We start from the raw sequence: 24,670 nt of genomic DNA, 5'->3' as shown, positions 1-24,670 counted from the left end.
TGAGGTGCTAATCTCTTGAACAAAAACGATCTCCAAAATTATAGTCCTCTTTCCTTGGCTTATTTAGGTGATGCTGTTATAGAGCTATTAGTACGAAATTATTTGCTTGAGAATAATCTTTGTACTCCTAACTCTTTACATAAAAAAGCCTTGATTTTTGTAAGCGCAACTGCTCAAAGTCACGCTTTTGCCCTCATAGAGCCTCATTTAACCGATGAAGAGAAAAATGTTTACCGTCACGGAAGAAACGCCAAAAACTCTGCAATAGCAAAGCACGCTAACGCTACAGATTACAGACGTGCAACAGGTATGGAAGCTCTTTTTGGATATCTTCATCTTTTGGAAGATTTTGAAAGAATACAGTATCTTTTTAAAATTGCATATTTCCCCAATGATGTATAAATTTAGCCGATAAACTTTAATTAGTTTATCGGCTTTTTTCAGATTTTCTTTATTATTTCCCGGGCAATTATTTCAATATTTTCACTGTTATTTTTTGCGTTGATTACTACTTCTTTTTCATCAAGTCTGCTTTTTCCTATTCCGGAAGCCTTATTTGTAACAAAAGATATACAAAGCACAGGGAGACCACAATGAGCTGCTGATATAATTTCAGGCACCGTAGACATTCCTACAACTGTTGCTCCCATAAGCTTCAAAACTCTGATTTCTGCAGGAGTTTCATAATTTGGACCCGACATATAAGCATATATTCCGTCTTTAAGGGTTATATTATACTTTTTAGCTATTTCGTGAGCAAGCTTTGCCAAGTTTTCATCGTATACAGACTGCATATCAAAAAAGCGCTCACCTAATTCTGAAATATTCTCGCCTCTCAAAGAGCTGTCAGATACAAGCTTTATATGGTCTCTTACACAAACCAAATCTCCTATACTATAGTCCTCTGAAATTCCGCCTGCCGCATTTGTTACAATCAAAGCCTTTACACCTAAAAGCTTAAATACTCCTATGGGAAATGCAACCTCACGCATAGTATATCCCTCGTAACAATGAAAGCGGCCGTTCATAGCCACAATATTTTTACCAAAGGCCTTACCTAAAACAAGCTCACCTTTTTGATAATATAAAGTAGGCTTAGGAAAATTAGGAATATCTTTATAGGGAATAACAATAGGATTTTCTATTTTTTCAATAAAGCTGTCAAGACCGCTTCCCAAAATTATAGCTACGTCAGGAACAAAATCAATAAAGCTTTTTATATATTCTGCACTTTGGCAATAATGGTTATATGTTGTTTCCAATGCTATTCCTCCTTTTCAAGCTTTCTGTAATCTGTTTTTCCTAAAAGTGTTTTAGGAAGCTCTTTTATTATTTCTATTTTATAAGGCAACGCATATTTTGCAATATTTTTTACACAATGCTCTTTTAAGCTTTCTATTATTTTCTCTTTATTTTCGCTGTCATTTTTTAAAACTACATACGCCTTAACCTTTTGAATTTTATAAGGGTCATAAACTCCTACAACACAGCTTTCTGATACTTTTTCGTGAGAATTTAAAACAAATTCAAGCTGTGATGGATATATATTATATCCACGGCTTACTATAATCCTTTTTATACGCTGTTTAAAATATATAAATCCGTCGTTATCAATTACACCTAAATCTCCCGTATGAAACCATACACGTCCGTCATCGTGCTTTTTAAGAGCGTTTTCGGTTTCTTCTTTATTATTCAGGTATTCCTTCATAACTGTCGGACCGCTTATGCAAATTTCCCCTTCTTTTTCCAATCCCAAGTCCTGCGTTGTTTGGGGCTTGCAAATTTTATAATAAGTGTCGGGATAAGGGAGACCTATACTTCCCTTTTTCTCCATATGATAAGGGGTAAGACAGCTTGCGCTGAAGCACTCGGTTGTTCCGTAGCCCTCTCTCACTTTAACTCTTGAACCGTGATTTATTAAAAAGCTGTCTATCTTTTCTTTTAAATTTTCCGAAAGACTGTCACCACCCGAAAAAACACCCAAAAGACAGCTTAAATCAATATTTTTCATATATTTACTATCTATTACCGCTTTATAAAGACTTGGAACACCTGCTATATAATCTGGCTTTTCTTTTTTGAGTAGCTGAGCAAAGCTTTTGACATTGAAACGGGGCACAAGAATACTTTTTCCGCCGTTTAAAAGCATTGTATGCACACATACTCCCAATCCAAAGCCGTGAAACATTGGTATAACCGCAAGCATACTTTTGCTTTGTACAGGATAACGACACATTTCCTGAGTTTGAATGGCAAGGGCATTAAAATTGAGATTACTTAGCAGTATCCCTTTTGTTTTTCCGGTTGTTCCGCCGGAAAATAATACGGCTGCTATATCCTCTTTTTTTCTGTTTACAATATCCTTTTCATTAAACCTTACATTCTTAATAAAGTCTTTAAATTTAATATTTTTTTCTTTCTTTTTTGATTTTTTAGAAAATTTATAAGCAATCGCTTTATATAATAAAAGCTCATCTTCAATACTTGTAGTTATAATTATATCTACCTTTTTGTCTTTGAATTTATATTCAAAATCATCTAAAACCACTGCGCATTTGCACTGTGTCTTGTTTATATAAAAATCAATTTCACCCTCGGCGCTGAGAGGATGAATAAGGCAAGCAACAGCACCTATAAGATTTAAAGCATAAAGGCAATAAACGTTTTGAGGCATATTAGGCATACAGAGCAAAACCTTATCATTTTCTGAAATACCTATACGTTTAAATGCCGCTGCAACTGTAAAAATTTTTCTTTTTAGCTCTTCATAGCTTATGTTCTTTGAAAAAAAGCTTAATGCAGCTTTATTTGGAAATTTATCTGCATTTTTTAAAACAGCTTGGGAAATAGTGCATTCGGGATATTCAAGATGATATTTTACATCTGCATAGTTTTTCAACCAAGGTAAATTTTCCTGCACTATTCTTCCCCCTTTTTAATGCTTTAAATATTTATCTGTTTCTGTTTTTATTCTGCGTATAAGTGAGCAAAGTCCTGTGTATCTGACTGAATTCATATTGTTATTTACCATACTGCTTACTTTTTTCTCATCACCTACAATTATTACAATTTGCTTTGCTCTTGTAACAGCTGTATACAAAAGATTTCTGTAAAACAATTTAGGAGCGCCGTCAAAAATAGGAATAATAACAACAGGAAATTCACTTCCCTGACTTTTGTGTACTGTTATTGCAAAGGCGTGCTCAATCTGGTCAAGCTCGTCAAAATGATAATAAACTATTCTGTCATCAAAACGAATCTTTACACAGGAGGATACTAAATCTATACTTTCTAATATCCCTATATCTCCGTTAAAAATTCCCATTCCGCACTCGCCGTTATCTTTTTCCCATAAAGCATCATAATTATTGCGAGTCTGCATAACCTTATCGCCTTCTCGGAAAATAACATCACGCACATTTCTTTCTATTTTATCCTTAGACGGCGGATTTAAGCTATCTCTTAAAAGATTATTCAATATAATTGTTCCTGTGGCAAACTTACGTCCGGGACACAAAACCTGTATATCGTTTATTGGAGAAAAACCGTATGCTTTTTTTAATCTTGTATTCATCAAATCTACTATTGTTTCGCATACTTGCTCCGAAAACATTCTTTTCATAAAGAAAAAGTCACTGTTTTTTTGTGATAAATCCGGCATTTCTCCGTTTATTATTTTATGAGAGTTTACAACTATAAGACTTTGAGATGCCTGTCTGAAAATTTCATTAAGACAAACAGACGGCACTATTCCTGAATTAAGCATATCTCTCAAAGCGTTTCCTGCACCAACAGGCGGAAGCTGGTCTGCATCTCCCACCATAATAAGCTTTGCCTTTAAAGGCATAGCTCTTAACAAGGCTTGAAAAAGAATGATGTCTACCATAGAAATCTCATCGACTATTATAGCATCTGCATCAAGAAGATTATGCTCATTTCTTTGAAATTTCATACCGCCTTCTGAAGAATAGCCCATCTCCAAAAGCCTGTGGATTGTTTTGGCTTCTCTACCGCATAGCTCTTCCATACGCTTTGCCGCTCTTCCTGTGGGTGCGCATAAAAGAACTTTATAATTTTCATCTTCAAATATATCTATTATTCCTTTTAAGGTTGTGGTTTTTCCTGTTCCTGGACCACCTGTCAAAATCATAACCTTATTATTTATTGCATTAACAATGGCTTCCTTTTGCATTTGAGCATATTCTATGCCATTCTTTTTCTCGATTTTTTTTATTTTATTAGATGAATCAATAGTATCAGACTCCATACTGCACATCTGACACAGCCTTAATGCAACATATTCCTCTGCTTCATAATAATATCTCATAAATATACAGGGCCTATCTTTGTCAAAAAACTCCTGTATTAAATCTGAGCTTTTAACAAGCTCTTCTATCAAGCTGTCAATTAGCTCACAGTCGACCTCAAGCATTTCCGAAGCTACCATTGCTAACTTTTTTCTCGGAAGATATGTATGTCCGTTAGTAGTATTATGAGAAAGAACATATTTTATTCCCGCCCTCAATCTTTCAGGACATTCTGAAGACATACCCATTCTTGAAGCTATCTCGTCACTTTTGGCAAAACCGACACCCTGGATTTCTTCACACAGTAAATAAGGGTTATTTTTCAATTTATCTATTGCTAATTCTCCCCAACGCTTATAAATCTTCAATACAAGATTGAGAGAAATACCATAGCTTTGAAAAAACAAAAGAAGGCTTCTTACCCCATACTGTTCCTTTATACACGCACTTATCTCCTCGGCTTTTTTGGGGCTTATTCCTTTGATTTGCACAAGCTTTTCAGGCTCTTTTTCAATTACCTCTAACGACTTTTCGCCAAACATATCCACTATGCGCTGAGCCGTTATCATTCCTATACCCTTTACCGCACCTGAGCTTAAATATTTTAAAATTGCAGCAACGTCGGCAGGCATACTCTTTTCGTACATTTCGCACTGAAACTGAGGTCCATACGCTTTATGCGTAACCCATTTACCTGTAGCTATTATATTTTCTCCCTCATTTACAAAGGGTAGCTTTCCTACAACGCAAACAAGCTCATCGTTATATTTAACTTCAAGCACAGTATATCCTGTCTCTTCGTTACGATAACGTACAAGCTCGACGCTTCCGGAAATCTTAGTTAAAATCTCTTCCATATGATTTTACCTTGTTTTTTATTTGTCAAAAGTCGGCAACGCTTAACAGCTTCGCCGACTTAAGTTTTATATTTCTCTTCTGCCTTCGATGGCACGCATAAGTGTCATCTCATCCGCATACTCAAGCTCTCCGCCTACAGGTATTCCGTAAGCAAGTCTTGTAACTTTAATATTTAAGGGTTTAATAAGCCTTGATATGTACATAGCCGTTGTTTCTCCCTCAATTGTCGGGTTCGTTGCCATAATAACTTCTTTGACGCTATTATCTCCCAAACGGGTCAACAGCTCTTTTATTTTTAGCATTTCAGGCTCTATTCCGTCCATAGGTGAAATTACACCGTGCAAAACGTGATAAAGGCCTTTATATTCCCTTGTTTTCTCAAATGCTGCTACATCTTTAGGGTCTTCAACAACACAAATTACCGACCTATCACGCCTGTCACTTTTACAAATAGCACAGGTATCCTCATCGGTAAGGTCACAGCATTGACTGCAATGTTTAATTTTTTCTTTGGCGTCCAATATAGCCTGTGCAAACTGTTCGGACTGTTCTTTTGGCATTGACAAGACATAAAACGCAAGACGTTGCGCACTTTTTTTGCCTATGCCAGGCAATTTTTCAAATTGCTCTACGAGACGTGAAAGCGGTGTTACAAACTGTTGCATTATCAGAAGCTAAGTCCCGGTATATTGGGCAATTGAACCTGACCGGTGATTTTCTCCATTTCTTCTGCTGAATCCTTTTCAACTACTGTAATTGCCTCATTGAATGCCGCACAAAGCAAATCAGACAAGGTTTCGATATCATCAGGGTCAACTATTTCAGGAGAAATATTTAACTCTGTTATTTCTTTTTTACCACTTATTTTCAGGCTTACAGCGCCGCCGCCTACAGCTATATCATAAATTTTTGCTTCTAACTCTTCGGTTTTTGCCGCCATATCCTCTTGCATTTTAGAAAACTTTTTCAACATTTGCTGTTGGCTGCCGCCACCGAAATCCTTTGGTACTCTTACTTTCATTTTTATTCTCCTTATTTTTTAATTTTCTAATTCAATATCGGGATTTTCATTTAAAAGCTTAAGAAATTCGTCTTCTTTTGAAGCTTTTTTCTTACTCTGTTTTTTATTTGCATTATCCACTATTTTAACAGTATAGCTTTTCCCCGTTATATTTTTGATTATAGATGCCATTTCCTCTTTTACATTATCTGTAAAAAAGCTTCCGAATGCCTCAACATCTATATATACGTTAAGTATATCGCCACTAATACCAGCTGTCGCTCTTTTCAAAAAAGAATGGAACATTGAATCTCCACTGTTTTTATAATTTTCCACAACATCTGCCCAAAAATCTGCGGGGGCTTCTTTAACGGATATATCCTCTTGAGGTTTTGTTGGTATCTCTTCATTTTTCTGAGGTGCTTCCTCTTTTTTATCAACAACTGCCTTTTCCTGTGTTGACTGCATAAAGAAAGCTCCCGATTTAAGCTTTGCCTCAAGGGCTGCTATTCTTTGCAGTACTGCCTCTGTACTGTCCGAAAGACTGGCATCACAAAGCTTTATAAAGCAAATTTCCGCCTCTGTTCTTTTACTTGCGCTACGTGTCATTTTCAAAAGACAGCTTTCAAGAGTATCTATACAATAAAGAATATTTTCAGGGCTGTAAAGAGACGATATTTCTCTTAGCTCCTCAGCTTCTTTTTTTGTATATGCAAGTATTTTTTCAGGGGTTTCTGTTGTTTTTACTATGAGCATATCTCTGAAAAGAGAAATCACTTCCTCACAAAGTCTGCTCATATCTTTAGAAGAGCTATAAAGCTCATCAATTATTTCAAGACATTTACCGCTGTTACGCTCAGATATCGCTTTTGCAAGGGTTCTGACATAGCTTGCTCCCGCTGAGCCTGTGCAGTTTAACACTGCATCAACAGTAATCTTATTCTCACTTCCTACACAGCGGTCAAGTATAGACAATGCATCTCTCATAGCACCGTCTCCAAGCCTTGCAATAAGCAAAAGTGCATCGTCCTCATATTCAATTTTTTCAGCATTACATACATTTGCAAGATGCATCTTTATCTCGCCGACAGAAATTCTTTTAAAATCAAAACGCTGACAACGGGATAAAATTGTTGCCGGAAGCTTATGAACCTCAGTTGTTGCTAAAATAAAAATAATATGCTCCGGAGGTTCTTCCAATGTTTTTAACAAAGCGTTAAAAGCACCCGATGAAAGCATATGAACCTCATCTATTATATAAACCTTCTTTTTTGCTTTTGCAGGGGTATAGGCAGTTTCATCGCGAATAATTCTTATATCGTCAACACCGTTGTTTGATGCTGCATCCATTTCCACAACATCGAGCACAGTACCGTCCAAAATACCTTTGCACATTTCACACTCATTACAAGGGTCGCCGTTTATATGATTAAGACAGTTCACGGCTCTTGCTAAGATTTTAGCGCAAGAGGTTTTACCTGTTCCTCTAGTTCCCGTAAAAAGATATGCATGCCCTACTTTATCAGTTTTTATTTGATTTTTTAATGTTGTTACCACATGCTCCTGACCTACAACATCAGAAAAAGCAGTCGGTCTGAATTTTCTGTATAGTGCTTGATACATATTATCTTTTCCTTTTATTTTATAAAAAAAGTACGGCGCAGGTTACTTGTATCGCCTTGGCAGGTTTGCTTAATGCTGCTCGGTTCCCCGCCTGACATGGTTCACAATTGCCAATCGCACAAGACCTGCGCTGTACTTTATTATTATAATACATTTTTTTGTTTTTTACAATAGTTTTTTGAAATAATATTAACCATTTTTAATAAAGACTTTTTCCGTTTATTAAATTAGTAAAACAGCTTTCATTTTTTTCTTTTTGAGCCCTTATTCCTTCAATATGAATATATCTTGCCTTATCATAAAAATATGTGTTTAAAGCTCTGTTGTATGCATCATATGAATTAGCACTTACTAAAAAATCATTTTCCCTGAAGCCTGTTACAATAAGAGTATGATAATACCCTTGTCTTTCATTATAAAGCTGTATTACATCTCCCAATTCCACTTCCTGCACCTGTACCTCTTTTCCAAATGGACCTACACTTTTATTCGAGGTAATAAAATTATAAAAGAAAGCAACTCCCGTCCAAGCAGGTGCCCTGTCATATACAGAATTATAATACCAGCCGAAAGTCTTTGTATAATTCATTGTACAGCTACCTGCAAAAACGCATTGAGAAACAAAGTTTGTACAATCTCCGCCTTCATTTTCAAAGCTGTAAAAAAGCGGATTTCTTTCAAATGCCCATCTTTGAGCATATCTTACTGAATTTTCTCTGTTATATTCTTTAATATGCAAAATGACCCTCCTTACAGCAAAAAAGACTGTATCTTTTTCAATACAGTCTTTTTGATTTTACATCTTAAAAATTTTCTTTAAAAAGCCCCTCATAAATTTAGGTGAATTTATTATAACAATTTTCATAGTTTTCTCTCCCTATTTCATTAGTAACAAAATTCCTATCATAAGTACGATTGCCGCAAGTATAATAGCAAGTATCCATGCAGGAAGAAACATAGTCAACAGTATTCCAACCGAAAGAGCAACTACAATAAGGCCTAATATTTTATTTGTATAGCATCGCATGGATATCCTCTCCTTGTCTATTACATACTATGCTATACCTAAAAAAAAGTTACAAAATCATATTTAGTATAAAAAGAATTAAAATGATTACAGGCAAATGAGAAGCGTAAATTATCAAAGGATGTCTTCCAATAAAAGAAAGAGGCTTTATTTGAGCTTCATACATAAATTTCGGAGCATTACCTTCTCTTAAAATTTGACCAAAGGCAACTCCTGCAAAAAACATAAATATCCAAGGAATAATTGGATAATAATCCGCAGAATAAAAAGTTGTACTGTAAAATCCTAAAATGTATAAAGGAATCTCAACATCAAACAGCTTAACAGGAGTTATCGGAATAATTTTTATTATTCTTATAAAATAAACTTCAATTAAAAAATAGCAAATAAAAAACAATGAAAACATCAAAACAAAATTTATTTTCTCCGAAAGCTTAAAAAAGAATTTTTCAATAATGGCATATATAAGCATACAAAAGCCCATACAATGCAATACACCGAAATATATTGCTAAATCCTCTGACAGCATTATTGTTACAATACTTATAATCAGCGCTGTACAAATTATTATGAGGCTTCTTTTGAAATTATTACGGCTGAACTTAGATGTTATTCCCGCTATCATAAAAAAACAGCATAAGGTAATAAGCCAAATCACAGTATAATAATCTGTATTAAAAAATTCAAACGCTTTATACAGCCAGTCTACCTCTTCAAAAAAGCCGAAATTTATTATACAAAAACAGGAGTGATATATAATCATCAAAATTATACACACTCCTCTTATTGTATCAAGCAGCTTTACTCGTTTGAAATTTTCTTTCATAATGCCACTCTCTTCTCAAAAAGCCCCAATCAACATTGTAAAGGCTCACGCCTTTACAATGTATTTATCTTCATATTCTCTCAAAAGATTTCCGTAGTTCACATCATTTCCGTTATGGAGTTCTCTTATATAGGTATGATGATTAAAGTTTTCGTTTTTAGTTTCAAATCTTACTACGTGCATAACTATATCAGAACAATGGTCAGCGACTCTTTCAAGGTTTGCAATTATATCAAGGAAAAGAATACCTGATTCTGCATTACATTTTCCAAGCTTAAGACGGTCAATATGCTTTGCTTTGAACATTCGCTTCATATTATCTATTGTTTCTTCCAAAGCTTCTATTCTGATAACATTTTCTATATTATGAGAAACAAAGGATTCGTTTGTTAACTCAGTAATTTCTTCAACTGCTTTAAACATACCTTCTATTTCCTTGATTGCATCATCTGTTAATTTAACATCATCTTTGGTACGTTCTATAAGCTCGAATATATTTACAAGATTATCTCCTGCTCTTTCAAAATCATCTGAGCAGTGAAGAAGCTCAGAAATTTCAAAGTTAAAATCTGAAGCGGCTTCATTTTCAGAAACCTTAACAAGATAGTTTTCCACTGCTGTTTCTAACTTATCTAATTTTTCTTCGTTTTCACTGAAATTAACAAAAAGCTTTTTATCTATTCCAAATAAAAATTCTTTTGAATATCTTAAGTTTTCCGCTGTGATTTTTGACATTTCTTTTACAGCCTTACGGCTTTGTTCAACAGCAATTGCAGGAGTTGATAAGAAGTGGTCATCAAGATATGATACTTCTTCGTTTTCGTTATCATCACTCTTTACAGTTATTGTTGCAAGCTTAAGAATAAGCTTATAAAAAGGAATAAGAACAATTGTAGTTGAAACATTAAAAATCAGATGAAAATCTGCTATATTACCTGAATTAACCGTATCATTCCAGAACGGGAAGCCTATAAAATACTGATAGCTATAGAAAACTGTCAAAAACAATATTGTTCCTATGAGATTAAAATAAAGATGTATCATAGATGCTCTACGGGCATTTTTGTTGCCGCCTAAGCCTGAAACAATAGCTGTTAAACAGGTTCCTATATTTTGACCCATAATAATTGGGAAAACAGCAGAGAATGTAATAATTCCCGTTTTAGCAAGCGCCTGTAAAATACCTACAGAAGCTGAAGAGCTTTGAATAATTACCGTTGCCACAGCACCTGCTCCAACACCGGCAACAGGATTTTTAAAGAGGGTGAATATTCTTGCAAAGGCTTCATTATCTCTTAGAGGTGAAACCGCTGTTTCCATTGTTCCCATACCCATAAAAAGAATACCTAATCCGATTAAAATCATAGATATATTTTTAATTTTATTCTTTTTAGAGAACATTATCATTATTACACCGATTACTATAAGCACCGGTGCAAAAGAAGACGGTTTTAGCAAATTAAGCCAAACATTATCTGAACTAATTCCCGACAAGCGCAAAATCTGAGCTGTAACGGTTGTACCTATATTAGCTCCCATTATAACACCGACAGACTGCGAAAGCTTCATTACTCCCGCATTTACAAATCCAACTACCATAACAGTAGTTGCTGTTGAGCTTTGAATTACCGCCGTTACGAGCATACCCACAAGTACGCCTTTTATGACGTTTCCTGTCCATGTTTCAATGGTTTTTTCAAGCTTTGCGCCTGCTGTTTTCTCTAAGCCGTCACTCATAATAGTTATTCCGTAAAGGAACATACCTACACCGCCGGCAAGAGTTAAAATATCAAAAATACTCAACCTGCAATCACCTCTATACTTTTTTACAATATATATTAACACTATATCTTGAAAAGAAAAAATCAATATCACATTTATACCAATATGTCTTTTAAGATATAATCTGTCTATTATACAATATAATACCAAGAATCTTTTTTTTAGTCAATATTTTTCTTAATAAAAAAACTTTAAAAACTTTCAAAAAACATATTGACAACTAAAAATATAAATGCTATAATATACAAGCTTGCGAGCATGCTGGAACTGGCAGACAGGTACGTTTGAGGGGCGTATGTCTATGACGTGTGGGTTCAAGTCCCACTGCTCGCACCAGAAAACGACAGATTCCGACAGGAATCTGTCGTTTTCAACTAAATCCACCCTTACGGGTGGGTGAAATCGTCTTCGACGATGAAATCCCCTACGGGGATGAAATCCGCCTCGACAGCGGATGGGTGGATTTAATTTCATCTGAGCAAAGCGAAGATTTCATCAGCGTTAGCTGATTTCATCTTTGCGTCAGCAAGGATTTCATTGTATTGCGAGGGTTCGAAGTTATACGCAAAAACGGCAAAAATATCTTTTTTGTAGCCCATAGACAAAACAAAAATCCTGTCGACATCTGTCGATGGGATTTTTATTTTGTATTTTTCATTTTTCATCATTCAATATTCATCATTCATTTGACAGGATTTTCGATGAATTTGCAACATAGGTTACTCTTTTGCTGAAATCAGCAATTTTTATTAACTATCCACTTTTAGAGGTGTTTTATGCTACGGAAATTTATTGGTGACAAAGCCTTTTATAAAAATGTTATGGCTCTCACTATTCCTATTATGTTGCAGACAGGTATTACTAACTTTGTAAATATGCTTGATAATATTATGATCGGCAAGGTTGGTACTGTTGAAATGATTGGTGTTGCCGTCAGCAACCAATTGTTTTTTGTTTTCAATCTGTGTATTTTCGGTGCTCTTGCCGGCGCAGGTATTTTCGGTGCACAGTTTTTCGGCAACAATGACCATAAAGGCGTACAAGATACTTTTCGTTTCAGATTGATTTTCTGCTTACTGCTTACTTTGGCAGGTATGGCTCTGTTTTGGTTTAAAGGCGATTTTTTAATAAGCCTGTACTTAAAAGGCGAAGGTAACCCTGCCGATGCCGCTGCTTCTCTTGGGTTTGCAAAAAACTATCTACGTATTATGCTTATCGGGCTTATCCCATATACATTAGCACAGTGCTATTCAAGCACCTTACGTGAAGTCGGTAAATCTATGCCGCCTATGGTAGCAGGAACAATTGCAGTAGGTGTAAATCTTTTACTTAACTATATTCTTATTTTCGGAAAATTCGGCGCCCCTGCTCTTGGTACTAACGGTGCAGCAATTGCCACTGTTATATCCCGTTTTGTAGAATTGGCTGTTGTTGCTGTATGGACTCACCTACATAAATCTCAAGCAAAATTTATTATCGGTGTTTATCGCAGTATGCGTGTTCCTTTTAAGCTTACAAAACAGATATTAGCTAAGGGTCTGCCTTTAATGATGAATGAAGCATTATGGTCTTTAAGCGTAGTTGTTTTAAATCAATGCTATTCTCTGCGCGGATTGGACGTTGTAGCTGCCAATAATATTTCTCAAACCTTTTGGAATGTATTTTCCGCATCTTTTATCTCAATAGGTACAGCTATTGGTATTATTCTCGGACAGATATTAGGTTCCGGTGATATGGAAAAAGCACGTGATTCCAGCCGTAAGCTTATTGCTTTTTCTATATTTGTAAGTGTAACAATGGGAATTCTTTATATAATCTTTTCTTTATTTATTCCACACCTTTATAACACTACTGAAGCAGTACGAATTCTTGCTACACGACTTATGATTATCTCCGCCTTTGCTATGCCGTTAGTGTCGTTTATAAATGCCGCATATTTCACTTTGCGGTCCGGAGGAAAGACTTTAATTACTATAATATTTGACTGCGGTTTAGCGTGGATTTTAATTGTTCCTGTTGGTATTATTTTAAGTAACTTTACTAATATATCAATTTTACCTCTCTATGCAATATGTCAGGCTCTTGACTTTGTTAAATGCGTTTTAGGCTTTATTTTTGTTAAAAGAGGTACTTGGATACAAAACATTGTAGCTAATTCTTAAATTGATAATGCCCGATAGATTTTCTATCGGGCATTTAGTTATTGTGAAAACAACAAAGTTCTGGGGTACCCACCCGCATTTTTAATGCGTAGGCGGGTCAGGTTCTTATTCTTCAAAAAATGTCATCTGCTCAAGCTCATAATCTACAATTTCAGCTTTTTTTCTTTTTATATAGAGATTTGCAATTATGATATAAGCGATTATAAGAACTATTCCTATAACTGATATCAATAATCCTACAATAAGGCCGGGAGTCATATAAGAAAACTCTATTTTATTCTCTCCCTTATCACAGTAAACTGCCATAAAGCCGTTATTTACTTGTTCGATATCAACTTCTTTTCCGTTTACCTTTGCTGACCAACCTTCTTCATAAGGCACAGTGAAAAATACAAGTTCAGGTTCTTCAAGAGTTATTTCTCCCGAAAAGCCTTTTGATGACCTATGGAAATTGCTGACAGTGTTTTCTTTTCTTTCCGCTACAGCTTCTTCCATATCGCTATCGGAATAATAATATATTTCCGAATCGTTTACTTGAGTGTAGAGAGAAGCATATTTTTTTATTTGCTCATTGTCAAGCACTATTGCATTCAACAACAAATTTTCTCGGCTGTCCTTGTCAACATCTTCAAACTGTTCGAAGGTTGCATATTTATCATAAATAAAGCCCATAGGAATATAATTTTCGTTTTCCCACACTGTAAAGTTATTTACTTGACCTATCTTTTTCCACCCTATAATATCTATTTCTTCATTGTTTTGAGGGTCAAAAAGATATTTAACCGATAAAAAGCTACGTAACCAAACATGGTCTTTAGTAGGACGACTTCCTACATCTCTCGTTACTCCGACCGATTTATAAAATTGCATTACAGAGCCCGGTACCATAGTATGAAATGCCTGTATGGTAGGAATTTGCCAGAAAAGAGTTTGGTTATCAATACGAAGATTTCCTTCCAAAACGTCGCTTCTGTAATTATCAATATCGGGAATAAACTCAAGAATTTTTTCTCTTCCCTTCAAATTCTGCTCCGTGAACACTCTGCCTTCTCTTGGAGAGCTTCTATGCTCTCTTCCGCTGGCAACATAAACATTTGCATAAATACTTATTATAACTGCAAGGGCTGTAATAGTTACGGTAAAGGTATGTTTGTTTTTTTCTTTCACAAGCCTGTAAATATAATATGCAAGCCAAAGACTTACAGCTGCTATAACAATAGAAATTATATATCTTTCCGGATATTTAAAAAGTCCTATCTGCTCATACCATGCTTCTTCCTTTTTATTAGGGTCTATTACAAGCCCTACAGGAAGAGCAATTCCCGCCGTGATTATAGCAGTTCTTACTAAACCCGCTTTAAGCTCTTTGAAAGAGCATCTGTCCAAGGCTACTACGGTTGTAAGTGCAAACACTAAAGTCAACATAAAGAACCAGCGCATATATACGGCATTTGAAAAAAGCTGAAAACTTGAATTCAAAAATGGAACAAAGGCAAAAACAATTAAAATAATGCAAAGATAGCCTAACCAGTTTTTCTTTCTTCTGCGCATCCACGCAATTACAGCACTCATAGAAAACAACGGCATCCACGCCGCTATTGATGACCAACGAGAGCTTAAATCATTATAGAAATTAGGCTTTGCGGCAATATCAGGAGGCATAAACATAGACATAATTATATTAGGATATATCTGTACCTCATAATATAAAAGCAAATTCCAACCGAAAATTTTTGAGCTTGAACGGGGATTTTGAATAACCGCCAAATATGATGGAAGTAAAAACACCGCCGCACCTAGAACGCCCAAGACAGACTCAATAGCAAGTCCTATGAGCTTACTTATTGTAAGCTCTTTAAACGAGCCGCAAAACAGTCTTACAATAAAATAAACAACAAGGAAAATACACTCTGCAACAAAGAAATAAAAGTTTGCTATTGCGTTAATCATTACCGCAAGGGCAAAAATACCTCTGCGATTATTTCTTACAAGCTCTTCTATTCCAATAAGTAAAAGAGGAAAAAGCGCTATTGTTTCGTGAAATTGATTGAAAAATATATTATATATTGAAAAGCCGGAAAAAGCATATAAAAGAGCACCTATAAAAGCAAGCTCATTACGGCGTACAAACATTCTTATAAAGACAAAGGATGTTGTAGCGGCAACAGCTATTTTAAGACATAACAGCCACGGTAAAGCATAAGGCATTGTCCATGAAGGGAGCAAAAGAACAAGCCAAAAGAACGGGCTTCCCAACATATAGTATGTATAAGAGCCGATAAAGTTTGCTCCTAAATCGGTATTCCAGTTCCAAAAGATTTCCCCGTTTGTTACGCACTTATGCGCTTCTACGTAAAAAGGAATTTGCTGAACTGTATAGTCCCCATAAAAATAAAAAGGACCTCCATCCTGAATTACATAGGGTAAAAAGAATGTTACAGCCAACAAAAAAGAAAAGCCAAGCACAATAAGGCTTTGCTTAGTTGTAGAAAAGCGAGAAAACCAACTCTTTTCCATTAACATTACGCCTATTTCCTTTCAAATACTTATTACTGTATTTTATCATAACATATTAAGACTTTTAAATCAACTATTATTCATTTATTATCTTGACACACTCATATAATTTATGAGATAATTGATAAAAAAAAGAAAGACAGATATAAAGATGAAAATACTTATTGATGCAGACGGATGTCCCGTAGTTGATATAGCTGTTGATATCGCTGTAAAAAATAATATTGAATGTATTATTATCTGCGATACCTCTCACTTCTTTGAAAAAAAGGGGGCTAAAACAATTACTGTTTCAAAGGGTGCAGACAGTACAGATTTTTTTCTTGTAAATATAATTTCCTCAGAGGATATCGCCGTAACACAGGACTATGGCCTTGCCGCTATGTGTCTTGCTAAAAAAGCTACCGTTTTAAACCAAGACGGAATGATTTATGATAATTCCAATATCGACAGTCTTTTAATGTCAAGACATATATCAAAGAAAATCCGTAACGCCGGCGGAAAGCTAAAAGGACCTTCAAAAAGAAAGCCTGAGCAAAACTTATTTTTTGCAAGAAAGCTCGAAGAAATTTTAAAAGATAAAGGATGTAATTAAAATGGAAAGAGGAATTTACCGTCACTATAAAGGAAATGAATACGAGTTTCTTTTTATTGCCAAACATTCAGAAACTTTAGAAGAGCTTGTTGTATACAAGGCTTTATATAATGACAGCATATGGGCACGTCCTATAAAAATGTGGGATGAAGAAATAAAGCTTGGCGACAAAACTGTCAAACGCTTTGAATTTGTCAGAAAAATTTAATTTATATTAACTTTTCAGAAAGAGGATTTATGAACGAAGCTATCACCTTTTCACAACTTAAGCTTATACCCGAAATTCAAGCTTCCATTGAAGAAATGGGATTTGATTATGCAACACCTATTCAGTCAAAGGCTATACCTTTTATTAGGTCCGGGGCTGATGTTATAGGCCGTTCACAAACAGGAACGGGAAAAACCTTGGCTTTTGCTATCCCTGCTATTGAGATGCTTGATTTCAGCAAGCAAGAAATTCAAGTCCTTGTTCTCTGCCCTACCCGTGAGCTTGCAAGACAGGCTTATCAGGAAACAAAAAACCTTTCTAAATATCTTAAGAAGGTTAACTGTGTTGCTATTTACGGCGGAGACTCTATGGAAAAACAATTTATAAAGCTGAAGCGTGCCAATATGATAATAGGTACCCCCGGCAGAATTATGGACCATATGCGACGGGACACTATAAAGCTTGACGCTGTTAAAGCTGTCATTCTTGACGAAGCAGACGAAATGCTCAGTATGGGCTTTAAGGAAGATATTGAAACTATTTTAAGCAAAACCCCTCAGCAAAAGCAAACTATTATGTTTTCCGCTACTATGCCGCCTGAAATTCTTAAGCTTACCAATGAATTTCAGCAAAATCCAAAAATAATTGAAATTGACAAAGCTAAGGTTACTTTAGAAAATATAAATCAAAATTATATTGAAACACCAATAGGCAAAAAACGTGAGGTGTTAAATTTATTTTTAAACTATTATAACCCTCAGCGTGCCATTATTTTTTGCAACACAAAGCAAATGTCAGAAGAAACATTCGAATTTCTCAGACAAAATAAATTCCGCGCTGAGTGTATACACGGAGATTTAAAACAAGCTCAGCGTTTAAGGGCACTTGATGCTTTCAAAAGCGGAGTTGTAAAAATCCTTGTTGCTACAGATGTTGCGGCAAGAGGTATTGACGTAAATGATATTGATTACGTTATAAATTACGATATTCCTCAAAATACCGAATACTATGTTCATAGAATTGGAAGAACGGCAAGAGCAGGAAAATCGGGAATATCAGTTACTCTTTGCAGCGGAAAAAGACAGGTTTATGTAATGTTTGATATTGCAAAGGCTGTTAAATCCGAAATTAAAAGCTTACCTATCCCCACTTGTAAACAAATAAATCAAAAGAATATGCACAGACAAATTGACAATGTTATAAAGCTACTCGAAAACGGGGTTTCAGCTGAGTATACGCAAATGCTTAATCACTTAAAATGCGACTATGATTTATCCTCTGACGAAATTGCTTCAGCAATACTTCAGCTTCAATTTCAAGACAGCTATCCCATTCTTGAAGACGTCTATTTATCTAAACCTACACTTAAAAAGAAGGAGCATAAAAAGGCTGCCGATACAAAACGCAAAAGCAAAACAGTCTCTAAATCCTATGATGAAAGCAACTATTCAAAGCTTTTGATAAATATAGGTAAAAAATCAAAAGCTGCTCCAAATCACGTTGTTGGTGCAATTACCGAAAGGACAAATATTTCCGGTAAAGATATAGGAAAAATACAGATGTTTGACAGCTACTGTATTGTAAGCATAAAAAATTCGTTGGCAAACGAAGTTGTTAAAAAAATGATAGGCTGTAAAATCTGCGGCAAACCTGTTAAAACTGAAATACACAAAGATAAAAAAGCAACGAACACAGCCAAAAAGAAAAAAGTTAAATTATAGCAAGGAGCATATTCTATGCCGAATACAGTTGATTTTTTAAATAAATACCGTGAGCTTGAAACAGCGGCAATAGCTAAATATAATTTTGAGCGTGACGGACGTGCTATTACAAATATTATGAATATGCGTCAATTTGCCGCATATAAGGCCGATTTATCTTACTGTAAAGAAATAAGAAATCTTTTGACTCATAACCCTAAAATAGGTGATGAATATGCTGTAGAGCCAAGTAAAAGCGCTTTTGATTTACTTGACAAGCTTATTTCAATTATAAATAACCCTCCCCTATGCTCAACAATTGCTATACACACAAGAAGTCTTTATTACAAAAGCCTTGACGATTACGTTTTACCCACTCTTTTAGATATGGACAAAAGAAACTTTTCCCATGTTCCTATATTAAAAGGCAAAAAACTACTCGGAGTTTTCAGCGACAACTGTATTTTTTCTGCACTTTTATCAACAAGAAAGGTATCTGTTGACAGCAATACAAAATTCTTGGATTTTATTGATTTTTTACCTATTGACAAACACCTTTCTGAAGAATTCAAATTTGCTAAATACAGCAGTATGATTTGCGAAATTGAAGACTTATTTGAAGCATCAAACAAAAGCAGACACCGCTTAGGGATGGTTTTTCTGACTAAAAACGGTACTCCAAATGAGGATATACTCGGAGCTATTACTCCTTGGAATATAATAGGTCAATATTAATTTCCAAAATTTAATTAATGTCATCTTTTACAATTTTTAATATAATGGTATTATAACCATTGATGAGGTGACATTATGAAGCTGCAGCTATTAGACAAAAACAGGCTTAAGGTTATTCTTGAAAAAGATGATTTAAGCTATTACGACCTTTCCTTTGCAACCATTGATTGTAAAGACAGACATACAAAAGAGGTTTTCTACTCCGTTATTGAACAGGCTAAAATACAAACGGGTTTTAATCCCAAAGATAAGCGTCTGCTTATTGAAGCGTATCCTGAGGATAATGGAAACATTCTTTTATATTTCACAAAAATCGTTTCAGAAAAAAACGAAAGCACCGAGCTTGTTTATGAGTTTGCTCAAATAGATGATATTCTTGACAGCTTCAAAATTTTCAAAAAATCTTTTATCCGCACCTTTGATTTTAATATATATAAGCTAAAGGACAAATACTTTTTATCATTTATTGCAGATACTGACGATAACGCTTCACTTTCGTCTATGATGCTTGAATTGAATGAATACGGAAAGCATAATGAAAGCTTTAATAAAAAAAGCTATTTAGATGAATATGCTATTCTTTTATGTGAAAATTTTTCAATATAAAAGCTCACTTACCCTTCTCAGCTACAGTAAAACCAAGATGTTATAAATGGAGGATTTACACAATATGAAAGATGTAATTATTATCGGAACAGGCGGTCACGCAAAAGTCATTGCAGATATTGTACTGTGTTCTGGAGACAATTTGGTTGGCTTTTTAACAAGCGACTGCGACAAAGACACATTTATCGAAAAACCAATTTTGAAAGACGATAAAGTTTATACTGAATATAAAGACTGTTACTTTATTATAGCAATTGGTGACCCAAATGCACGTGAACGTATTTCAAATTCTATGGCAGGTGTAAAATGGTATACTGCCATTCATCCTTCTTCTATAATATCTGCAATTAACACATCTGTTGGAGAAGGAACTGCCGTGATGGCAAACGCTGTGATTAACCCGTTTGCCAAGATAGGAAATCATTGTATTATTAACACTCATTCAACTGTTGAGCACGACAACGTGATTGAAGATTTTTCACATATCTCTGTCGGCGCAAAGCTTGCGGGAGATGTAAAAATCGGGAAAGGAACATCTGTAGGAATAGGCGCAACTGTTAGCAACGGAATAAGCATCTGCGAAGATTGTATAATCGGAGCAGGCGCAGTTGTTGTTAAAAGCATTGAAGCTTCAGGTACATATGTTGGCGTTCCGGCTAAAAAAATCAAATAATTACAAATTTTAATAAAAATGTATAATGGCAGCTATTTTCTACAAAAATAGCTGCCATTTATTGTTATTTTAGAAATCAAGAACGTCATCATTCTCAACGTTATGCCATACATTTTGAACATCATCATTATCTTCAAGTAAAGAAAGCAATAAATTCATCTTTTTAATAGTTTCTTCCCCTGAAATTGAAACATAGTTAGAGGGTATCATTTCCTCCTCAGCAGACTCAAAAATGTAGCCCATTTCTTCAAGAGAAGTTTTAACAGCTCTGAGCTCAGTTGTGTCTGTAAATATTTCAAATATTCCCTCTTCAAAATTATAATCAACTGCACCTGCTGTTATAGCATCATCCATAAGCTTTTCTTCATCTTTTCCTTCAGCGTTGATTACAATTATTCCTTTTCTTGCAAACTGCCAGGACACAGAACCGCTCTGGCCTAAGTTTCCGCCGCATTTATCAAAATAATGTCTTAAGTCACCTGCTGTACGGTTTCTGTTATCGGTTAAGGTTTCTACAACAACCGCAACTCCCATAGGGCCATAACCCTCATAGGTTATTTCTTCATAGTTATTGCTGTCTCCTGCTCCTGCCGCTTTCTTTATTACTCTGTCAATATTATCGTTTGGAACATTATTTGACTTTGCTTTTGCTATAATATCCTTAAGCTTTGAATTCGACGCAGGGTCAGGGCCGCCTTCTTTAACAGCCATTGTTATTTCTCTTCCGATTTTTGTAAATATTTTAGCTCTTTGAGAATCTGTCTTCTCCTTTTTGTGCATAATATTCTTCCATTTTGAATGTCCTGACATATTATATCCGTTAACCTTTCTGCTCTTTAATTTATTAAGCTTTTCTTACCCCGAGCGTGATAAGGTGCTATTAAAATACTATTTTTCAGCTATTCTCTTTTCTGCTGTTTTCGCAATTGTATTTGCAAGCTGAGTAACAATATCCAAATCCGCACCCTCTACCATTACTCTTACAAGAGGCTCTGTACCAGAAGGACGGATAACGACTCTTCCATTTTTACCTAAAGTGATTTTAGCATCATCAATAACGCTGTTAAATTCCACATCTTCATTGAGAAATTCTTTTTCATCTCTGTCAGCTTTAACGTTCATAAGCACTTGAGGATAAGGTGTTACCAACTCTGTTACATACGATGCTTTTTGCTTTGTTCTTATAAGATAGGAAAGCAGAGCAAGAGCTGTAAGCTGACCGTCACCGGTTGTATTTATATCCAAAAGAATAAGATGTCCCGATTGCTCTCCGCCTACGCTTAAGCCTTGTTTAAGCATCTCTTCAAGAACGTATCTGTCTCCAACCTTAGTTGCTACTACTTCTATTCCCTCTTTTTCCATAGCTTTATTAAAGCCCATATTGGTCATGGTAGTAACAACAACTTTATTACCGGTAAGCTTATTTCTTTGCTTTAAATCTACAGCAAGTGCGGCAATAACTCTGTCACCGTCAAGAATATTACCCTGCTCATCTACAGCAAGACAGCGGTCAGCATCTCCGTCAAAAGCAATACCTATATCGTATCCGCCTTCAACAACTCTCTTTGCAAGCTTATCAAGATGCGTTGAGCCGCAGCCATCGTTAATATTTTTTCCGTTAGGATTATCAAAAATAATTTCAGCATTTGCACCTAAAGCTTCAAAAAGAGGCTTTGCGGTAATATACGAAGCTCCGTTTGCACAGTCAACTACAATTTTTAAAGAACTGAAATCTTTTTCTTCCACAGAGGATAAAAGAAAATCCACATAGTCCTTTGCCGCAGTATCGCAAAAAGAAATATTACCTATTTGCTCTGCAGGTACTATATCTCCCGAAAAAATGCAATTTTCTATTTCGTCTTCAATTTCATCAAGAAGCTTATAGCCATCACCGTTAAACAGCTTTATTCCGTTGAACTTTGAAGGGTTATGCGATGCTGAAATAACAACACCTATATCGGCATTGTATTTTCTTACAAGATATGCAACAGCAGGAGTAGGCACTACTCCTAACATCACAACATCTGCACCGGCAGAGGTAAATCCGCTTGCCATAGCAAAGCCTATCATATTTCCGCTTTCTCTTGTATCCTGACCTATAATTACCTTAGGTTTTTTATGAAAACGACGCATAAGAACCTGTGCCGAAGCTCTTGCAACCTTCAACGAAAGCTCGCAGCTTAAATCTTCGTTGGCAATACCTCTTATTCCGTCTGTTCCGAAAAGCTTACCCATAGTAAAAATTCATATCCTTTCTTTGAAAGATAAAACCGCTAAGTATTTTATCATAACAGATACATAAAATCAAGTTTTTACTTTTCTTCGTCAAATTTAAGTTGATTTTCATTTTCTGCTGTTTTGTTATTCTTATTATATGGAATACCCATATGCTTATATGCCGCCTGTGTTGCACAACGACCTCGAGGGGTACGGTTCAAAAAGCCAAGCTGCATTAAAAAGGGCTCGTATACATCTTCAATAGTTACGCTTTCTTCACCTATCGTTGCAGCAAGCGTTTCAAGACCTACAGGTCCTCCCGAAAAGCTTTTTATTATAGCTGTTAACATCCTTCTGTCAACACCGTCAAGACCTAAAGAATCTATCTCCATAGCTTTGAGCGCCATATCAGCAACCTCTTTAGTTATAACGCCTTGCGCTTTTATTTCTGCAAAATCACGCACTCTTTTAAGAAGTCTGTTTACGATACGGGGAGTTCCTCTTGAACGCTTTGCAATTTCCAAAGCTCCCGAATCCTCAATTTTTATATCCAATATTTCGGCGCTTCTTAAAACGATATTTTTAAGCTCTTCGTCAGAATAAAGCTCAAGGCGCATTATCACACCGAAACGGTCTCTCAACGGTCCTGTAAGCTGTCCTGCTCTTGTTGTAGCGCCTATAAGCGTAAATTTAGGTAAATCAAGCCTTATAGAACGGGCAGACGGGCCTTTGCCGATAATTATATCCAAGGCATAGTCTTCCATAGCAGGATAAAGAACCTCTTCAACGCTTTTTGAAAGTCTGTGTATCTCGTCAATGAAAAGAATATCACCGGGAGAAAGATTAGTAAGCAAAGCGGCAAGGTCGCCCTGCTTTTCTATAGCAGGTCCCGATGTAATTCTTATACCGACTCCCATTTCATTGGCTATTACTCCTGCAAGAGTTGTTTTTCCAAGACCGGGAGGGCCGTATAAAAGAACGTGGTCTAAGGACTCCCCTCTTTTTTTCGCCGCATCAATAAAAATCTGCAGATTTTCCTTAACCTTTTTTTGACCGATATATTCATTCATATATCGAGGACGCAAGGATAGCTCTGCTTCATCTTCCTTTATAAGCGATGATGAAATTATTCGATTTTCTAATTCAAAATCGTCCATTTTAAAACCAAGACACTTTATGTGTCCTTATCCTTTATATATTTTTCATAAGCTGGCTCAATGCCGCTTTAATATTTTCTTCAACCGTTGCACTGTCGGGCAAGCCTGCTCTGTTTACAGCCGCCTGAGCTTCACTGCGGGAATATCCTAAAACAGCAAGTGCTGTAACTGCTTCAGATTTAGCAGAATTTGTAGGAATATATACGTCTTCAAAGCTTTCCGAGCTTGAAACAAGCTGCTCGTTTTTAATTTTATCCTTAAGCTCCAAAACAATTCTCTGTGCAAGCTTAGGACCTACTCCCGAAGCTCTTGTAAATGCTTTGCTGTCCCCTGTTGCTACTGCTAATGCAACCTTATCATAAGTAAGCTCCGATAAAATTGCCAACGCCGCTTTAGGACCTACACCCGATACACCTGTTAGCAATAAATAGGCATTTTTTTCTTCTATATTATAAAAACCGAAAAGGTCCTGTGCATCTTCTCTTACAGAAAGATGTGCAAAAAGCTTTACTCTTTCACCGATTTTATGCTTTGTGAGAAATTTATATGTATTTAAAGAAATGCCTAATCTATATCCCACTCCGCCGCAATCAATCACAGCAAAATTTTGCTCTAAAACAGCAAGCTCACCAAAAAAATAATAGTACATATTTGTCCGCACAAAAAGTGCTGTC

General features: G+C 35.6%; 23 protein-coding genes, 1 tRNA gene and 1 other RNA gene. 9 read left to right on the top strand and 16 right to left on the bottom strand.

Translation table 11 applies throughout. The annotated features are described in order from the left end of the window. Nucleotides 1–15 precede the first annotated feature (15 nt). On the top strand, nucleotides 16–402 hold the full coding sequence (locus E7480_02355; protein ID MBE6903429.1) for a ribonuclease III: 387 nt from the start codon (nucleotides 16–18) through the stop codon (nucleotides 400–402). A gap of 38 nt (nucleotides 403–440) precedes the next feature. On the opposite strand, the gene E7480_02350 is transcribed toward E7480_02355, so the two are convergent. From E7480_02350 to E7480_02305, 10 genes are all read right to left on the bottom strand, one after another. Then, entirely contained in the window at nucleotides 441–1,268 is an 828-nt protein-coding gene (locus E7480_02350; protein MBE6903428.1) for a purine-nucleoside phosphorylase, read from the bottom strand. Beyond that, entirely contained in the window at nucleotides 1,265–2,923 is a 1,659-nt protein-coding gene (locus tag E7480_02345) for a long-chain fatty acid--CoA ligase (GenBank protein MBE6903427.1), read from the bottom strand. The genes E7480_02350 and E7480_02345 overlap by 4 nt, the downstream gene beginning before the upstream one ends. Nucleotides 2,924–2,938: 15 nt before the next feature. Next, entirely contained in the window at nucleotides 2,939–5,167 is a 2,229-nt protein-coding gene (locus tag E7480_02340; GenBank protein MBE6903426.1) for an ATP-dependent RecD-like DNA helicase, read from the bottom strand. 66 nt (nucleotides 5,168–5,233) lie between these two features. Next, complete coding sequence (gene recR, locus E7480_02335; GenBank protein MBE6903425.1) at nucleotides 5,234–5,833, bottom strand: recombination protein RecR; 600 nt, start codon at nucleotides 5,831–5,833, stop codon at nucleotides 5,234–5,236. Nucleotides 5,834–5,835: 2 nt separating this feature from the next. Continuing rightward, a complete protein-coding gene (locus E7480_02330; protein ID MBE6903424.1) occupies nucleotides 5,836–6,189 on the bottom strand; it encodes a YbaB/EbfC family nucleoid-associated protein in 354 nt (117 codons plus the stop codon). Nucleotides 6,190–6,207: 18 nt separating this feature from the next. After that, nucleotides 6,208–7,791: a DNA polymerase III subunit gamma/tau gene (gene dnaX, locus E7480_02325; protein MBE6903423.1), complete on the bottom strand. Its 1,584-nt coding sequence runs from the start codon at nucleotides 7,789–7,791 to the stop codon at nucleotides 6,208–6,210. A gap of 32 nt (nucleotides 7,792–7,823) precedes the next feature. Beyond that, nucleotides 7,824–7,922, bottom strand: an RNA gene (gene ffs, locus E7480_02320) — signal recognition particle sRNA small type. A 68-nt stretch (nucleotides 7,923–7,990) separates the two neighbouring features. Continuing rightward, complete coding sequence (locus E7480_02315; GenBank protein ID MBE6903422.1) at nucleotides 7,991–8,524, bottom strand: amidase; 534 nt, start codon at nucleotides 8,522–8,524, stop codon at nucleotides 7,991–7,993. A 343-nt stretch (nucleotides 8,525–8,867) separates the two neighbouring features. Then, entirely contained in the window at nucleotides 8,868–9,644 is a 777-nt protein-coding gene (locus tag E7480_02310) for a DUF1624 domain-containing protein (protein ID MBE6903421.1), read from the bottom strand. 45 nt (nucleotides 9,645–9,689) lie between these two features. Further along, entirely contained in the window at nucleotides 9,690–11,447 is a 1,758-nt protein-coding gene (locus E7480_02305) for a Na/Pi cotransporter family protein (GenBank protein ID MBE6903420.1), read from the bottom strand. 231 nt (nucleotides 11,448–11,678) lie between these two features. Between E7480_02305 and E7480_02300 the strand changes: the two genes are divergently transcribed. After that, nucleotides 11,679–11,762 (top strand) — tRNA-Leu (locus E7480_02300). Between the two features lie 134 nt (nucleotides 11,763–11,896). Here E7480_02300 and E7480_02295 read toward each other — a convergent pair. Next, the gene (locus tag E7480_02295; GenBank protein MBE6903419.1) at nucleotides 11,897–12,094 is read right to left on the bottom strand and encodes a hypothetical protein; all 198 of its coding nucleotides are present in this window, start codon (nucleotides 12,092–12,094) and stop codon (nucleotides 11,897–11,899) included. 108 nt (nucleotides 12,095–12,202) lie between these two features. Between E7480_02295 and E7480_02290 the strand changes: the two genes are divergently transcribed. Further along, nucleotides 12,203–13,588, top strand: a complete 1,386-nt coding sequence (locus tag E7480_02290; GenBank protein ID MBE6903418.1) for an MATE family efflux transporter — start codon at nucleotides 12,203–12,205, stop codon at nucleotides 13,586–13,588. 105 nt (nucleotides 13,589–13,693) lie between these two features. On the opposite strand, the gene E7480_02285 is transcribed toward E7480_02290, so the two are convergent. Then, complete coding sequence (locus tag E7480_02285) at nucleotides 13,694–16,111, bottom strand: hypothetical protein (GenBank protein ID MBE6903417.1); 2,418 nt, start codon at nucleotides 16,109–16,111, stop codon at nucleotides 13,694–13,696. Nucleotides 16,112–16,256: 145 nt separating this feature from the next. On the opposite strand from E7480_02285, the gene E7480_02280 reads away from it, so the two are divergent. The 6 genes from E7480_02280 (at nucleotide 16,257) to E7480_02255 (ending at nucleotide 20,622) form a co-directional block, all read left to right on the top strand. Further along, nucleotides 16,257–16,700 carry a YaiI/YqxD family protein gene (locus E7480_02280; GenBank protein ID MBE6903416.1) on the top strand — a complete coding sequence of 148 codons (444 nt, stop codon included), beginning with the start codon at nucleotides 16,257–16,259 and terminating at the stop codon, nucleotides 16,698–16,700. Nucleotide 16,701: 1 nt separating this feature from the next. Then, on the top strand, nucleotides 16,702–16,908 hold the full coding sequence (locus tag E7480_02275) for a DUF1653 domain-containing protein (GenBank protein MBE6903415.1): 207 nt from the start codon (nucleotides 16,702–16,704) through the stop codon (nucleotides 16,906–16,908). A 29-nt stretch (nucleotides 16,909–16,937) separates the two neighbouring features. Further along, nucleotides 16,938–18,629 carry a DEAD/DEAH box helicase gene (locus E7480_02270; GenBank protein ID MBE6903414.1) on the top strand — a complete coding sequence of 564 codons (1,692 nt, stop codon included), beginning with the start codon at nucleotides 16,938–16,940 and terminating at the stop codon, nucleotides 18,627–18,629. 15 nt (nucleotides 18,630–18,644) lie between these two features. Further along, entirely contained in the window at nucleotides 18,645–19,343 is a 699-nt protein-coding gene (locus E7480_02265; GenBank protein ID MBE6903413.1) for a hypothetical protein, read from the top strand. Nucleotides 19,344–19,418: 75 nt separating this feature from the next. Further along, nucleotides 19,419–19,949 carry an adaptor protein MecA gene (locus E7480_02260; GenBank protein ID MBE6903412.1) on the top strand — a complete coding sequence of 177 codons (531 nt, stop codon included), beginning with the start codon at nucleotides 19,419–19,421 and terminating at the stop codon, nucleotides 19,947–19,949. Between the two features lie 64 nt (nucleotides 19,950–20,013). Next, entirely contained in the window at nucleotides 20,014–20,622 is a 609-nt protein-coding gene (locus tag E7480_02255; protein ID MBE6903411.1) for an acetyltransferase, read from the top strand. Nucleotides 20,623–20,691: 69 nt separating this feature from the next. Here the strand turns inward: E7480_02255 and E7480_02250 are convergent, their stop codons facing one another. The 4 genes from E7480_02250 to ruvA all read right to left on the bottom strand — a co-directional run bounded on the left by E7480_02250 (nucleotide 20,692) and on the right by ruvA (nucleotide 24,645). Further along, complete coding sequence (locus tag E7480_02250) at nucleotides 20,692–21,432, bottom strand: YebC/PmpR family DNA-binding transcriptional regulator (protein ID MBE6903410.1); 741 nt, start codon at nucleotides 21,430–21,432, stop codon at nucleotides 20,692–20,694. 78 nt (nucleotides 21,433–21,510) lie between these two features. Continuing rightward, nucleotides 21,511–22,857 (bottom strand): phosphoglucosamine mutase, encoded by a 1,347-nt coding sequence (locus E7480_02245; GenBank protein MBE6903409.1) that lies wholly within the window; start codon nucleotides 22,855–22,857, stop codon nucleotides 21,511–21,513. Nucleotides 22,858–22,934: 77 nt separating this feature from the next. Then, complete coding sequence (ruvB, locus tag E7480_02240) at nucleotides 22,935–23,996, bottom strand: Holliday junction branch migration DNA helicase RuvB (protein ID MBE6903408.1); 1,062 nt, start codon at nucleotides 23,994–23,996, stop codon at nucleotides 22,935–22,937. Between the two features lie 34 nt (nucleotides 23,997–24,030). After that, nucleotides 24,031–24,645, bottom strand: coding sequence for a Holliday junction branch migration protein RuvA (gene ruvA, locus E7480_02235; protein MBE6903407.1), 615 nt, complete (start codon nucleotides 24,643–24,645; stop codon nucleotides 24,031–24,033). Between the last annotated feature and the right edge of the window lie 25 nt (nucleotides 24,646–24,670).

Source organism: Oscillospiraceae bacterium, assembly GCA_015067255.1.
Classification (GTDB): domain Bacteria; phylum Bacillota; class Clostridia; order Oscillospirales; family SIG519; genus SIG519.
Note: the sequence above shows the minus strand (reverse complement) of the source record. Positions and strands in the feature narration are given on the sequence as shown.

Coding starts and splice junctions, on each gene's coding strand:
- E7480_02340 (MBE6903426.1), bottom strand. CDS start 5,167: ATGGAAGAGATTTTAACTAAGATTTCCGGAAGCGTCGAGCTTGTACGT.
- recR (MBE6903425.1), bottom strand. CDS start 5,833: ATGCAACAGTTTGTAACACCGCTTTCACGTCTCGTAGAGCAATTTGAA.
- E7480_02330 (MBE6903424.1), bottom strand. CDS start 6,189: ATGAAAGTAAGAGTACCAAAGGATTTCGGTGGCGGCAGCCAACAGCAA.
- dnaX (MBE6903423.1), bottom strand. CDS start 7,791: ATGTATCAAGCACTATACAGAAAATTCAGACCGACTGCTTTTTCTGAT.
- E7480_02310 (MBE6903421.1), bottom strand. CDS start 9,644: ATGAAAGAAAATTTCAAACGAGTAAAGCTGCTTGATACAATAAGAGGA.
- E7480_02295 (MBE6903419.1), bottom strand. CDS start 12,094: ATGATGAAAAATGAAAAATACAAAATAAAAATCCCATCGACAGATGTC.
- E7480_02290 (MBE6903418.1), top strand. CDS start 12,203: ATGCTACGGAAATTTATTGGTGACAAAGCCTTTTATAAAAATGTTATG.
- E7480_02285 (MBE6903417.1), bottom strand. CDS start 16,111: ATGTTAATGGAAAAGAGTTGGTTTTCTCGCTTTTCTACAACTAAGCAA.
- E7480_02280 (MBE6903416.1), top strand. CDS start 16,257: ATGAAAATACTTATTGATGCAGACGGATGTCCCGTAGTTGATATAGCT.
- E7480_02275 (MBE6903415.1), top strand. CDS start 16,702: ATGGAAAGAGGAATTTACCGTCACTATAAAGGAAATGAATACGAGTTT.
- E7480_02270 (MBE6903414.1), top strand. CDS start 16,938: ATGAACGAAGCTATCACCTTTTCACAACTTAAGCTTATACCCGAAATT.
- E7480_02265 (MBE6903413.1), top strand. CDS start 18,645: ATGCCGAATACAGTTGATTTTTTAAATAAATACCGTGAGCTTGAAACA.
- E7480_02260 (MBE6903412.1), top strand. CDS start 19,419: ATGAAGCTGCAGCTATTAGACAAAAACAGGCTTAAGGTTATTCTTGAA.
- E7480_02255 (MBE6903411.1), top strand. CDS start 20,014: ATGAAAGATGTAATTATTATCGGAACAGGCGGTCACGCAAAAGTCATT.
- E7480_02250 (MBE6903410.1), bottom strand. CDS start 21,432: ATGTCAGGACATTCAAAATGGAAGAATATTATGCACAAAAAGGAGAAG.
- E7480_02245 (MBE6903409.1), bottom strand. CDS start 22,857: ATGGGTAAGCTTTTCGGAACAGACGGAATAAGAGGTATTGCCAACGAA.
- ruvB (MBE6903408.1), bottom strand. CDS start 23,996: ATGGACGATTTTGAATTAGAAAATCGAATAATTTCATCATCGCTTATA.
- ruvA (MBE6903407.1), bottom strand. CDS start 24,645: ATGTACTATTATTTTTTTGGTGAGCTTGCTGTTTTAGAGCAAAATTTT.